This window comes from Jatrophihabitans cynanchi (assembly GCF_027247405.1).
In the GTDB taxonomy this organism is placed as follows: Bacteria; Actinomycetota; Actinomycetes; order Mycobacteriales; family Jatrophihabitantaceae; genus Jatrophihabitans_B; species Jatrophihabitans_B cynanchi.
In genome coordinates this window covers 505193-517981 of record NZ_CP097463.1, presented here as the reverse complement: position 1 = coordinate 517981, position 12789 = coordinate 505193, and the positions used below count along the sequence as shown (strand labels likewise).

Annotated in this window: 14 protein-coding genes; 5 read left to right on the top strand and 9 right to left on the bottom strand. The window is 68.6% G+C overall.

The annotated features are described in order from the left end of the window. Together ppsA and M6B22_RS02495 are read left to right on the top strand one after the other, a co-directional pair. On the top strand, nucleotides 1-2316 hold the full coding sequence (gene ppsA / locus M6B22_RS02500; protein ID WP_269444197.1) for a phosphoenolpyruvate synthase: 2316 nt from the start codon (nucleotides 1-3) through the stop codon (nucleotides 2314-2316). Continuing rightward, a complete protein-coding gene (locus tag M6B22_RS02495) occupies nucleotides 2313-3191 on the top strand; it encodes a universal stress protein (RefSeq protein ID WP_269444196.1) in 879 nt (292 codons plus the stop codon). The genes ppsA and M6B22_RS02495 overlap by 4 nt, the downstream gene beginning before the upstream one ends. 215 nt (nucleotides 3192-3406) lie before the next feature. Here the strand turns inward: M6B22_RS02495 and M6B22_RS02490 are convergent, their stop codons facing one another. The 6 genes from M6B22_RS02490 to M6B22_RS02465 all read right to left on the bottom strand — a co-directional run bounded on the left by M6B22_RS02490 (nucleotide 3407) and on the right by M6B22_RS02465 (nucleotide 8416). Next, nucleotides 3407-4393 (bottom strand): RNA polymerase sigma-70 factor, encoded by a 987-nt coding sequence (locus M6B22_RS02490; protein ID WP_269444195.1) that lies wholly within the window; start codon nucleotides 4391-4393, stop codon nucleotides 3407-3409. Then, a complete protein-coding gene (locus M6B22_RS02485; RefSeq protein WP_269444194.1) occupies nucleotides 4390-5322 on the bottom strand; it encodes an NAD-dependent epimerase/dehydratase family protein in 933 nt (310 codons plus the stop codon). The genes M6B22_RS02490 and M6B22_RS02485 overlap by 4 nt, the downstream gene beginning before the upstream one ends. Before the next feature lie 734 nt (nucleotides 5323-6056). Then, on the bottom strand, nucleotides 6057-6191 hold the full coding sequence (locus M6B22_RS02480) for a hypothetical protein (protein ID WP_269444193.1): 135 nt from the start codon (nucleotides 6189-6191) through the stop codon (nucleotides 6057-6059). A 75-nt stretch (nucleotides 6192-6266) separates the two neighbouring features. Continuing rightward, nucleotides 6267-6890: a hypothetical protein gene (locus M6B22_RS02475; RefSeq protein WP_269444192.1), complete on the bottom strand. Its 624-nt coding sequence runs from the start codon at nucleotides 6888-6890 to the stop codon at nucleotides 6267-6269. Between the two features lie 69 nt (nucleotides 6891-6959). Continuing rightward, nucleotides 6960-7193 carry a hypothetical protein gene (locus tag M6B22_RS02470; RefSeq protein WP_269444191.1) on the bottom strand — a complete coding sequence of 78 codons (234 nt, stop codon included), beginning with the start codon at nucleotides 7191-7193 and terminating at the stop codon, nucleotides 6960-6962. A gap of 5 nt (nucleotides 7194-7198) precedes the next feature. Then, the gene (locus M6B22_RS02465) at nucleotides 7199-8416 is read right to left on the bottom strand and encodes an IS30 family transposase (protein WP_407935588.1); all 1218 of its coding nucleotides are present in this window, start codon (nucleotides 8414-8416) and stop codon (nucleotides 7199-7201) included. A 95-nt stretch (nucleotides 8417-8511) separates the two neighbouring features. Between M6B22_RS02465 and M6B22_RS02460 the strand changes: the two genes are divergently transcribed. Further along, on the top strand, nucleotides 8512-8862 hold the full coding sequence (locus M6B22_RS02460; RefSeq protein ID WP_269444189.1) for a hypothetical protein: 351 nt from the start codon (nucleotides 8512-8514) through the stop codon (nucleotides 8860-8862). On the opposite strand, the gene M6B22_RS02455 is transcribed toward M6B22_RS02460, so the two are convergent. Continuing rightward, nucleotides 8829-10249 (bottom strand): IS3 family transposase gene (locus M6B22_RS02455; RefSeq protein ID WP_269444188.1). Its coding sequence is split into 2 segments (ribosomal slippage): nucleotides 8829-9889 and nucleotides 9889-10249, totalling 1422 coding nucleotides; the frame shifts between segments, so codons are not numbered across the junction. The genes M6B22_RS02460 and M6B22_RS02455 overlap by 34 nt on opposite strands. Nucleotides 10250-10383: 134 nt before the next feature. On the opposite strand from M6B22_RS02455, the gene M6B22_RS02450 reads away from it, so the two are divergent. Both M6B22_RS02450 and M6B22_RS02445 read left to right on the top strand, forming a co-directional pair. After that, nucleotides 10384-10749 (top strand): hypothetical protein, encoded by a 366-nt coding sequence (locus M6B22_RS02450; RefSeq protein WP_269444187.1) that lies wholly within the window; start codon nucleotides 10384-10386, stop codon nucleotides 10747-10749. 83 nt (nucleotides 10750-10832) lie between these two features. After that, nucleotides 10833-11141, top strand: a complete 309-nt coding sequence (locus tag M6B22_RS02445) for a hypothetical protein (RefSeq protein ID WP_269444186.1) — start codon at nucleotides 10833-10835, stop codon at nucleotides 11139-11141. A 473-nt stretch (nucleotides 11142-11614) separates the two neighbouring features. On the opposite strand, the gene M6B22_RS02440 is transcribed toward M6B22_RS02445, so the two are convergent. Continuing rightward, nucleotides 11615-12055, bottom strand: coding sequence for a universal stress protein (locus tag M6B22_RS02440; protein WP_269444185.1), 441 nt, complete (start codon nucleotides 12053-12055; stop codon nucleotides 11615-11617). Beyond that, entirely contained in the window at nucleotides 12052-12657 is a 606-nt protein-coding gene (locus M6B22_RS02435) for a CBS domain-containing protein (protein WP_269444184.1), read from the bottom strand. Before M6B22_RS02435 ends, M6B22_RS02440 begins: the two co-directional genes overlap by 4 nt. Nucleotides 12658-12789 lie beyond the last annotated feature (132 nt).

Here is a 12789-nt window from a genome sequence, read left to right as displayed (position 1 = left end):
ATGAAGACGATCAAGTGGTTCGACGAGATCGGTCTGGGCGACGCCGCGCAGGTGGGCGGCAAGGGCGCCAACCTCGGCGAGCTGACGTCGGCAGGGCTGCCCGTCCCGCCCGGCTTCGTCGTGACCAGCGAAGCGTTCCTCTCCGCGGTCGAGGCGTCCGGGGCGCGCGGCAAGCTCCGCGAGCTCACCGCCGACCTCGACCCGACCGACGACGCCGCGCTGACCCACGCCAGTGAGCTCGCGCAGGCGCTGATCGGCTCAACCCCGCTGCCCGTCGAACTGGCGAAGGAAGTGGCGGCCGCCTATCACGACCTGGGCGACGACATCGCGGTCGCGGTGCGGTCCTCGGGAACCAGTGAGGATGCCGGCGACACCTCCTTCGCCGGGATGAACGTGTCCTACACGAACGTGATGGGCGCGCAGGCCGTGCTCGGCAGGGTGGTCGACTGCTGGGCATCGGTGTACGGCAAGCGGGTCATCTCCTACCGCGCCGCATCCGGCGTGGACGAGGAGCCGAGCATCGCCGTCGTGGTGCAGCGGATGATCCCGTCCGAGCGGTCCGGCGTGATGTTCACCGTGGACCCGTCCACGAACGATCGCGAGCAGCTGGTCATCGAGGCGATCCTCGGCCAGGGCGAGGCGATCGTCAGCGGACGCGTCGAACCGGACACCTACCTGGTCAACAAGCAGGGCCCGCGCATCGTCGGTGTTCGGGTCGGGCGCCAGCACCTGCAGATCGTCCGAGGCGCGGACGGCGCGGACGAGGAGATCACGCTCGACGAGGACAGTGCGCAGGCGCGGGTGCTCGATGACGCGCAGATCCTCCAACTCGCCCGGATCGGTCTCGACGTCGAACGCCACTACGGCACGCCGCAGGACCTGGAGTGGGCCGTCGCGGACGGGGTGACCTACCTCGTGCAGTCGCGGCCGATCACGACGCTGCACGATGACCGCCCGGCACAGCCCGGCCGGGCCGACGTCCTGCTCAGGGGCCTGGCCGCCTCGAGCGGGCGCGCGTCGGGTGCGGTGCGCGTGCTGATGACACCCGAGCAGGGCGTCCAGCTGCAGGCCGGCGAGGTGCTGGTCGCGCCGATGACGAGCCCGGACTGGGTGCCCGCGATGCGGCGGGCGGCCGCACTGATCACCGACGGCGGCGGGATGACCTGCCATGCGGCGATCGTGTCGCGCGAACTGGGCGTCCCGTGCGTGGTCGGTGCGCGCAGCGCCACCACGACCCTGCACGACGGCGATGTCGTGACGGTCGACGGCCGCACCGGCGAGGTGCTGGCCGGCGTGGTCGGCACGTCAGCCATCGAGCCCGCGGGCAGCGCGGCTGCGGCGGCCGCCCCGGCGGCGACCCCGCTGGGCACCAAGCTCTACGTGAACCTGGCGGTAGCCGAGCACGCCGAGGAGGTCGCAGCCCTCGACGTCGACGGGGTCGGCCTGTTGCGCGCCGAGTTCATGGTCGCCGATGCGCTGCACGGCGTGCATCCGCGCCTGCTGCTGCAGCGGGGGCAGAAGCAGACCTTCATCGACGAGATGACCGAACCGTTGCTGCGCATCACCAGGGCGTTCGCGCCGCGGCCGGTGGTGTACCGCAGCATCGACTTCCGCACCAACGAGTTCCACGGACTGGAGGGCGGTACCGAGTTCGAGCCGCACGAGGAGAACCCGATGATCGGCTACCGCGGCTGCTACCGGTACGTCGACCAGCCGGACCTGTTCGAGCTGGAGTTGGACGTGCTCGGCGCGGTTGCCGAGCAGACGCCGAACCTGCGGCTGATGATCCCGTTCGTGCGCACCGCCTGGGAGCTCGAACGATGCCTGGATCTGGTGCGTGCCCACCGGACGGCAGCTCGGCTGCCGGTCTGGGTGATGGCCGAGGTGCCGTCCGTCGCATACTGGATCCCCACGTACGCACAGCTGGGTATCGAGGGGGTGTCCATCGGCAGCAACGACCTCACCCAGCTGATGCTCGGGGTCGACCGCGACTCCACGGTGTGCGCCGAACTCTTCGACGAATCCGACCCTGCCGTGCTCGACGCCATCGGGCGGATCATCGCGGCCTGCCAGGACGCGGGGATCACCTCCTCGCTGTGCGGGCAGGCGCCGTCGAACCGTCCTGAGTTCGCCGAGCACCTGGTGCGGCTCGGGATCACGTCCGTCTCGGTCAACCCCGACGTCGTCGACCCGGTGCGCCGCACCATCGCAGCCGCGGAGCAGCGGGTGCTCCTCGAGGCCAGCAACCCCGCGCGCCGGGCCGGTACGAACCTGCACCCCAGACACCAACTCCCGCGCAGAGAGGCAACAACGTGAACAGCACCGCAACGGCGCCGCTCGTCCTCGGCTTCGACGGCTCCGAGGGGGCCGACCAAGCGCTGATCTGGGCGCTGGACGAGGCTCGGGCGCGCCGGCTGCCGGTGCGGATCGTGCACGCATACGACGGCACGTACACGTACGGCTCGATGGCGATGTACGGGAACCTGCCCGCCGCGGACACGAAACTGGTGCGCAGTGCGGCGAAGACGATCCTCTCCCGCGCGGAGGCGGACGCGGCCGCGTACGCGCCCGATGTCGAGGTCACCACAGAGGCGATCGACGGCGACCCGGCGCCCACCCTTCTCGCGCAGGCACGGGGCGCGGCCCTGGTGGTCGTTGGCTCGCGGCGCCTGCACGCGACCGGATCGATACTGCTCGGCTCGGTCAGCACGGCCGTGGCGGCCCGAGCGAGCTGCCCGGTCGTCGTCGTGCGCGGGCCTGCGGGCGACGCGGCCGAGCGTGCCCGGGTGGTCGTCGCGGTCGACCCGCGCGAGGAGTCCCAGGAAGTGCTGGAGTTCGCCCTCGAGTACGCCAGCCGGCACGGTGCGCCGCTGCGTGCGGTCATGTGCTGGCACCCGGACCTGCTCACCGAGATGGTCTGGAGCCCCAAGCCGCCCGCGCCGGCGAGAGGCGAGGCGTGGTTGTCGGAGGCGCTGGCCGGATGGCGTGAGCGGTACCCGGACGTGGACGTGCACGGCGCGGTGATCCGCGATCACGCGGTGGCCGGGCTGGTCTCGGAGTCGACCGCGGAGCGGCTGCTCGTGGTGGGCTCGCGCGGGCGGCATGCGCTGGCCGGCACGTTGCTCGGCTCGGTGAGCCAGGGCGTGCTGCATCACGCGACCTGCCCGGTCGCGGTCGTGCCGCTGCACTGACGAACACGTCGTCTTGGACGAGCGGACGCACGCGACGGCCACCGATGTGACTGGCAGCCGCGTCGGTGCCACCTCTCCCCACGGGCGAACGAGACCGAAGCCGGTCAGCGGGACGCTTCGGACAGCAGACTGATCACTGCGACGGAGATCGCGGACCAGTCTCGGTTGCCTTCCTCTGGCTTCTCCGACGCGGCGACGACATGACCCGATCCTGATCACCGCGACCCGTCCCGCGTTGCGTCGAGTTCGGTGAGCTCGACGTCGTCCGGCTTCGGACGAGGCCCCGTTGTTGTGCGAGCCTGCTGGGTGTCGCGCAGGACTATCCAGGTGTCCGCCAGGGGGCCCAGGTGGGCGAGCTTGTCGGGGTTGATGACTGAGCGGATGATCTGGATCTGCCCGTCGAGGATGTCGAGAGTCCATGTGTTGACGACCTTGCCTTCTTGGTCGCGGAAGATCGCGCCCGGCTGGCCATTGAGCTGGTGCGGCTGAACGACCCCGCCCACCCGTGCGAACGGCGCGGCGAGGGCGGCGAGCATCCTGGCCACGTTCTCGACACCGACGATGCGTTCGGCGAACTGCGGGGCCTTGCCGCCGCTGTCGCCGATGAGCTGGACGTCGGCGGCGAGCAACTCGCGCAACTCGTCGACGCTCCCGTCTCGGACGGCGTCGAGGAACCGGGCGGCGAGTTCTTCGCGCCGCTTCCGATCGGCCTCGAAGCGAGGTCGTCCTTCGTCCATGTGGCGGCGAGCCCGGACCGCCAGCTGGCGGCATGCCGCCTCCGAGCGTCCTACGGTCGAGGCGATCTCGGGGAAGTCGAAGGCGAACACCTCGCGCAGCACGAAGATCGCCCGCTCGAGCGGGCTGAGCCGCTCGAGCAGCAACAGTGCTGCCATCGACACCGAGTCGGCAAGCTCGGCCGAACGCTGCGGGTCCTGGTATGGGTCTCCCAACAGCGGCTCGGGCAACCATGGCCCCACGTAGTGCTCGCGGCGCAAGCGCGCCGAGCGCAACACGTTGATCGAGACCCGGGTCACAGCGGCGCAGAGGTACGCCTTGGCTGACACCGGCGTTGTCGTGGAGGCGGTCCAGCGCAGCCAGGTCTCCTGGACGGCGTCTTCGGCCTCGCTTACGCTGCCCAGGATTCGGTAGGCGATCGAGAACAGCAGCGGCCGAAGATCCTCGAACTGCTCTATCCGTGTCATCCGAGTTCTGCCCTGAACCCCTGTCGCCAGGAGGGGTAGCTCAGTTGCCAGCCGAGTTCGCGTTTGGCCTTGCTGTTGGAGAAGCCGCGGCCTGCGGTCATCATCAGCACCGCTTGATCCCCGGCCAGCAGCCGAGCCAACCAGACGGGAACTCGCCGCGGAGGCTTCGCGCCCGCGCACTCGGCCAGATAGGGCAGCCACTCGCTGGCGGGCGCAGGGTCGTCGTCGACGACGTTGAACACGCCAGTGACTTTCTGCTCCACGGCCAGGACGGTGGCACTGGCCGCATCGTCCAGATGCACCCACGAGCTGTAGCCGGAGCCGCGTCCGACAAGCGGGTACTGCCGTTTGCGCAGCAGCGTGACCTGGTCATCAATGGCACCCGGCCCGTAGAACGCGCCGTATCGCAGCACCGCGCCGCCGATCGCGAGCACCTTGTCCTCGACTCGCTGCAGCACCGCGAGTCCGGCATGCGACGCCGTCCCCTCCATCAGGTTCAGCGGGTCCTCTTCCGTCTTGACCCATCCTCCGTGCGGTGTGCCGTTCCAGCTGGCGTAGCCCTGCGCAACGACATGCGGGACGCCGGTCGTCTCGGCTGCCGCCAGGAGATGGTCCGTCCCCTCGGCCCGCAACCGGTTCGTTTGGGCGAACCACCGGTCCGGGTGCTTGATATCAGGCTTACCGGCGTGCGTCATCGAAATCGCCGTCATCTGGTGCACGATCACGTCCGGCCGGGACGCGGCCACCGCCTCACCGACCGATGTAGCGTCCAGCCCGTCCATCATCACGCCGTCGGCGCCCAACTGCGCCAGCAGACCCAACTTGGCCTCGGTGGTCGTCGTCGCCGTCACCTCGTGCCCGTTGGCCACCAGCTGCGGTACCAGTCGCCGACCCAGAACGCCGCTGCCGCCTGCCACAAACACTCGCATGATCCGTACCTCTCCTCGTATTCGCTGCTTGTTACACGAGACACGACAGAGTCGCCTGATGTGACATGACGGGGCCGCCGCTAGATGTCACAAGCCGCGCGCCCCGGTGGTCTCGGTAGTGGGCAACAGACCGCGTCGGGAAGGGGTGTCATGGATCTGGAACTGACGGGCACGGCCGCGCTGGCTGTGCCCACACAGTGTCGAGCGCACTTGCCGACAGCGGTACGCATCCCGTCGTCTGCGATCTGTCGACCGCGACCGGACCGCCGCGCCCAGTGCCAGCGGCGCAGACCAAGTGACGGACACGCGGGATTTCTTCACGCTTCCTGTCGAGCTCAGCGGACGATGAGCTCGGCAGGAAGTGTTGGTTCTGGGGTGGGCAAGCGGCGGTGCCGTCCGAGGCGGCGGGTGTGGCCACGACCCCGTTTCCCCCACCCGGAAAGCAGGCGGCGCAGGCATTTATCACAGTTTGATGTTTCTTGTTCCGTGCCGCGAATGTCCGTGCCTGTCTACCCTTGACCCGGGTTACCCCCGGCGGGACACTCTGCGCAAATGATCGCGTTCCGCGATCACAGTGGAGGGTGGCACAAGTGCAGAAGAGATCTCGCATGTCCATCATCGGGTCTGCGGCGCTGGCACTGGGCGGCGGTTGTCGTGCCGACGTCGACCTCGGCGTCGGCCGCGGCGGTCGCGACCACGACGGTCTTGGCCCAGCCAGGTGGGTACATCACCACCTACACCGCCGCGAACGGTGACGTCACCAAGGTGTTCGCGGCCACGCCGATGACGATCATTCCCGACGCCCCGACCTCAGCAAAGATCACGGCGAGCGGCGTGAGCGCCACCCAGCATTCGGGCGGTGTCTCCATGGTCCCAACCACGGCACGGCGGGTTCCAGTCATCGTCGCAACACGACGACTTGATGGCGGGATGGTAGTGCTTGGTCAGCGGACGATGGTGTGGATGAGTTCGAGCAGCGACGTGTCGGTGTTGCGGGCCCAGGCCTGCGCTGCGGCGGTGAGGGCGAGCACTGAGCCATAGAGGAGCTGCTGCCCGCCTTGGCGGGTGATCAGTGTGTCGAGGGAGCGGAACGCCCTGCCTTTGCCGGCGAGGGTGAGGATGTCGGTGGCTGCACGTTCCCCGGTCCAGTGCCCGGCCGGCAGCCGAGCGTGGCTGGCGAGCCCGGTCGGAGCGTCGAGGTCGTGGCCGGACAGCCAGGTGTCGAGTAGCCCGAGGGCGACGCCGATGCAGCCGGCCACAGTGGCGCTGTCGTTGTTCGGGGACTCGGGTGGGACGGAGTCGATTACCGCGGCGGCGCTGCGAGTGTCGTCATCGACGATCGCTTCGATGGCCAGCCGCAGCGTGGTGATCGCGTACCCGCGAGCTTCACCGACCGGGCTGAACAGTTGCATGTTGCGCCGTTCGACCGCACGGTTCATCGCCGCCTGCAACGTTTCCAGGTCAGGCGCGTCGATGTCATCGACGTCGATACCCTCCTCGGCCAGCAGAGGCGCCAACTCGCGCAGCATCTCCTTCGCCAGCCCGGGTTTGTGCTCCACGATGGGCATGCCCGTCGGTGGTGGCTCTGGGGTACGTCGTCGCATGTCCGGCACCGGTTCGCCCTCGTCGTCGTCGGGTCAGAAGTCCACCGCGCGGCGAGGATCGAGCCGCGCCGCCAGGCGGGTCAGCATCACTTGCAGCGCAGGGACGCTGTCCGGGCCCTCGGGCATGCGCTCCAGTGAGGCGGCCAGCAGGTCGGTGTCCTCGCCGGTAAGCCAGCCGTGCCAGATCCGCAGCAGGTCGGCCAGCTCTGCGGCGTCGTCGGCCGACAGGCGGACCTCCTCCGCATCGGCGGCGGCCTCCTCGATCACATGGTTCAGGCTAGGACACCGCCTGCGGGCGCGATGAACAGCCGGGCCGGGGTGTGCCAGTCCAGGGTCTTACGGGGACGGTCATTCAGCTCGGCAGCGACCTCCTCGAGCCGGACGGCGTCGTGGACGCGCAGGTCGCTGCCCTTCGGGAAGTACTGACGCAACAGGCCGTTGGTGTTCTCGTTGCTCGGCCGCTGCCACGGCGAGTGAGGATCGCAGAAGAACACCGGCATACCCAACGCAGCAGCGATCTCAGCGTGCAACGCCAGCTCACTGCCCTGATCCCACGTCAACGACCGACGCAGCTGCGGCGGCAGCGGCGCGAACGCGGCGATGATCGCGTCACGAACCGCCTCGGCGGTGTGTCGTTCGGGTAGATGCAGCAAGATCGTGAACCGGGAACACCGTTCGACCAGCGTGCCGATCGCCGACCGGTTCTGCGCACCGGTGATCAAATCGCCTTCCCAGTGCCCAGCAACGGACCGGTCGGCCGCCTCCGCGGGCCGCTGGTCGATCATCGTCATATCCACCAGCTTCGTCGGCCGGCGCTGGTCAGGGCGCCGATGCGGCTTACGGCGCCGTCGACGAGTGCGCAGCACCGGCGGCAGGTCCCGGCGCAGCCCACCACAACCGGGTCGGTAGATCGCCTGATAGATCGTTTCCGGCACCAGGTGCCGGTCCGGCCGGTTCGGGAACTCCTCCCGCAGCGCGTGGGCGATCTGCTCCGGACTCCACCGCTTCTCCAGCCGATCCTGCACGAACGCACGCAGCTCGGCGTCGTTGACCAGCTTGCTGCGGCCCGGCCGGGTACGGCGAGCCTCGGCCATCCGCTGCGCGGCGAACGGCAGATACCGCCCACTGTCCAGGTCTCGGTTACGACGCAGCTCGCGGCTGACCGTGGACGCCGGCCTGCCCAACTCGGCCGCGATCGCGCGCATGCTCAGCCCGGACCGGCGCAGGTCGGCGATACGGACCCGCTCGTCCTCGTACAGGTAGCGTGGCGAGATCTCTCGACTCGGCGCGTTGACCACGGGCGAATAGTGGCGCTTGCGACCGTCGGGAAGCGTGACTGTGCGCCCCAACCGCCAGCGTGTCCCCGTCTTGCGCGCGATGCCCACGAGCTGGCACGCCCGCCGGTTACTCACCCCCTGCGCGATCAGCTCAGCAAACCGCTCACGCTTGTCAACATCTGGCTCGCGACCACGCCGACCACGACCCGCCATAGCAGCTCCCGGAAACCTCCGGTGTTGCAACGATCGCTAGAAACCGCCCACTGAACAAGGCCCAACTCAGCGCTCAACTCGCGGCGATCCAGCCGATGTCGGCCTACGACGAGCTGCTCGCCCTCGGTGCCGACCCGGCCGACATCGCGGGGTTTCAGGATGTAGGCACCACTTACTCAGCCACCGAGACTGCGAAGAAGAAGTCGGGGACGGCCTCGCCGTACAGCAACACCGGCGGCGGCACCCAGGTCAGCAATCCGCCCGCATGCGTGGACCAGTCGTTCGACGGCGGGCACGGCCACGTCTACGGCTGCGATGTCACCCGACGGGTCGCGACCAGTGGTTCGATCTGGTATCTCACCGACGCGATCGCGTCCACGGAATTTGTCAAGGCGGTTGAGGCCAGCGGGAGTTATGCGGCTGCGGTGACGGGCTCCTGTTCTTGATCTTCGGTCTGGGTGATTGGTGGGTTGATCCAGGCGGCGACGGGTAGGTCGAGGATCTTCGGGTCGGTGTCGCTGCTGAACCGGTGCGGTGTCGCCGTGCGGGCCGCGGCCAGAGCGCTTGCTCGTCGCTCGGCGATGGCTTCGGTGAGGCCGTAGTGGACGTCAGCGGGCGTGTGCAGCCCGATGCCGCTGTGGTGGTGTTCGTGGTTGTAATGCTGGACGAACTCGTCGAGGAACGACCTGGCGTGCTGCAGCGAGCCGAACCTGTCGGGGAACACCGGCGCGTACTTCAGCGTCTTGAACCAGGCCTCGGAGAACGGGTTGTCATTCGACACCCGCGGCCGTGAATGTGAGCGGGTCACGTTCAGGTCGGTGAGCAACGCAGCCACGGTCTTCGACGTCATCGAGGTGCCCCGATCGGCGTGCACCACCCTCGGGGTGCCGTGGATGGTGAAGACCTCCTGCATCATTTCCTCAGCCAGGACAGCGGATTCGGTGACGTGCACGCAGGCGCCGACGATGTAACGGGAGTAGATGTCGATCATCACGTAGGCGTCGAAGTAGGAGCCCTTGACCGGGCCCCGCAGTTTGGTGATGTCCCAGGTGAACACCTCACCGGGTCCGGTCGCAACCAGTTCTGGGCGCACCCGCGCCGGATGACGGGCCAGCCGGCGCCGGTCCTTGACCTGGGCGTTGGCGGCCAACACCCGATACATGCTCGACACCGAACACAGATACCGGCCGCGGTCGAGCAGCACCGCATAGATCTGCAGCGGCGTGCGGTCCACGAACTCCGCACTGTTGAGCACGGCCAGCACCTCGATCCGCTCAGCGACGCTGAGCCGGTTCGCCGGCGCGGTGCGTGGCGACGGCCGCGACGTCGTCGAGGCCGGCCGGGCCTCAGGGCGCCCGGCGGTGGCTCGGGCGACACCGGTCAGACCAGCCGCGTCGCGGGTTGTCATCCCAGCCAGGGTCAGCGCCCGGTAGGCGGCCATCAACGCCGCGTGGACGGCGGATCGTCCTGCGCGCTCTCGGAGATCTCCTCCAAGAGCGCGTGCGCTTTTCCCATGATGTCCAACGCCACCTCGGTCCGCACCAGACGCCGCTGCGCCTTGTCCAGCTGGCCCCGCAGCCGGGCGATCTCCGCCTGCTCCGCGCTCAACCGGCCCACCTTCGCGCCGGCCGCACGGCCCTCGAGCACACCGGCGTCACGCAGCTTGCGCCACTCGGTGACCTGAGACGAGTACAGCCCCTGCTCCCGCAGATACGCCCCGCCCTGACCAACCCGGCACGCCTCGTCATAGGCGGCCAGATGCTGCAACTTCTCCGCTGGGGCAAAGGATCTCCGCCGAGACGGACCACCGGCCCGCGGCTGGGAACCACTCATGAACCCATCATCGACGACAGGGGCAGAAAGCACGGAACTCGACATGGTCATCATCCTGAATCTCGCCCTGCCGGAGCGGACTTGCTAAGAGCCGCTGGCCTCAACTCACCCTGACACGCAGGGCCAGCGGGTCGATGCATGACACCGGCTGCACGTTCTGTGACCACATCACCGGTTTGAAGTTCGGCAACAAGTACGGCAGCGGCAACGTGATCCAGGACTGGAACCCATCCAGCACCGCCAGCATCGGCTCCTGTCACCAGACGACGTTCTCTCTTGCGTACAAGGGAGTCGGTGTGTCCGACACTGCCACCAACTGCCCGGAGACGTATGGGCTGTACAGCATCAATTCCACCAGCTACTCCACAAAGTGGGACGGCAAGGGCAACGGCCCGAGCGACGGATCGCGGTCCACGAACGCTGTTGACGGGGTGTACAACTGCGGTTCGTGCAGCTATCCGCCGACGGTGTCCGCTACCTGGTGGTACACCACCTCCTGAGGAGCGGGGTCGTCATGGAGACTACGAAGGCCCGACCTCGGGTGGCAGCCCTACCTCCACGGTCACGGAAGGTTCAGGTGGCGGTGTCCATCGTCGGGGCTGCCGTCGCGCTATTCCTGGCTGGATGGGTCGGCTGGGCGCTGCACACGCAGACGCATCGGGACGTGAGCGTGCTCGGCAACTCGTTCACCGGCAAGATCGACATTCTCAACACCACACACAGCGCTGGCTGCGTCCAGGGGGCGCACCAGCGGGTGTGCAGTGACATCCTGAATGAGGAGGGTCAGGCACTGCACGTCGGTGATACGGTGCGTGCCGTTCACCAGCAGTACAAGGACAGCGCGGGGAACGGGATCGACATGCTCGTCATCGTTCCGAAGCGCGCTCCGTAGCGGCCGGGTGCGATGGCCCGGCACCACCTCCCGGCATAACTGGCCGGAGGCGATGTGCTGCCCGAATCGCTACCTGCGACCAACGTCCGTGGAGCGATCTCAGCGACGTCACTGTGGTGCACGCCGCGCAGTTCGCCGCACTCGCGGCACGCTCGATGCGTCGTCGTGGACGTGCTCACGCGGCGGCAGCGGAGTGAGCGAGTGCCACAAATCGTTGCCTCGGCGTTCTCGCCATAGAACGCAGCGGCAGTGCTGCCTCGGCTTCGCTGTTCGCCACCCGCACGCCCCGCAGCGCGACGACTCCCTCTGTCATGTGCAGCCGGTCGGACACGACACGGAAGGCACGCGTCAGCCACGACACCGAACACCTGCCGTCAAGTGACCACTCTCATCGGCTGGTGTTCGCCAACAGTCATCGGCAGAGCGCCGGGCCGTCCTCGTTACCCACCAATCACCAACACTTCCTGCCGAGGTCAGCGGACGATGAGCACCGGGCAGCCGGCGTGCTGCGCGCAGGCCGCACTGACCGAACCGAGCAGCAAACCGGCGAAGCCGCCGCGCCCGCGGCTGCCCACGATCAGCATTTCGGCGCCCCTACCGGCGTCCAGCAGGGCCTGCGTCGCCGGACCCTGGCGCACCAGCAGCCGCATTCCGGTCGGCCGGCCCGCGGCGAACACCGCATCGACCGTGCGGGTCAGCGTGGCCCGCGCGTCGTCCTTCGGGCTCCACGATTCGGGCAGGTACGCGCCGCCGTAGCCCACCGGCACGTGCCAGGCGATGACCGCGTCGATCTGAGCCCCGGTCGCCAGCGACATCCGGGTTGCCCAGCGCAGTGCCTGCTCGGACTGCTCCGATCCGTCGACGCCGACGACGATCCGGCCGGCGCTCGAGCCGGGGTCGGTGCTGCTGCTCATCTTCCCAGCCCGTCCGCATGCACCCGGATGATGCCCGGGACGGTGCTCACCAGCCGGACGGCGGCATCACGCAGGCGTGCGTCGTCGAACGGCCCGTGGATGGTGGCGACGCCGTCGCGGACGGACGCCCGCCAGCGCTCGCTCCCGGCGAGCTCGTCCAGTCGCGCCCGGACCTCGGCGGCGAGCACCGCATCGTCCCGCAGCAGGGTGCGCAGCAGGTCGCGGCGGCTGACGATACCGATCAACGTCCCGCCGTCGACGATGGGCACGGCGCGAATGTCGTTGTCGACCATGAGCGCCGCCACGTCGGCGGTGTCGGCGCCGCCGCCGAGACACTCGACCACCTCGGTCATCACCTGCGAGACCACCTGCGCGGGATCGGGCTGTGGTTGCGTGTTCACGGCCAGGTGGCTGCGTGGGTCACGGGGCAGCCGGTCGCGGATCAGATCGATCTCGCTGACGATCCCGATCAACCGGCCGTCGTCGTCGACCACCGGCAACGAGGTGACCCGGTTGGCGGCCATCGTGGCGGCGGCCGCGCGCACCGACGTGTCCGGGCCGACCGTCAGCACCTCGGTGGTCATGAGCTCGTTCGCCTTCATGGCTCGCAGTCAACCCCGTGCCGGCGTGCCCGGACAGTGGCGTTGGTCCCGAGCGCTGTCCACGTTCGGTCCCGCGCGCCGGCGATCGCGACCTGAGCGGTCGCCGGATCAGGTGTCCGAATCGGGACCAAT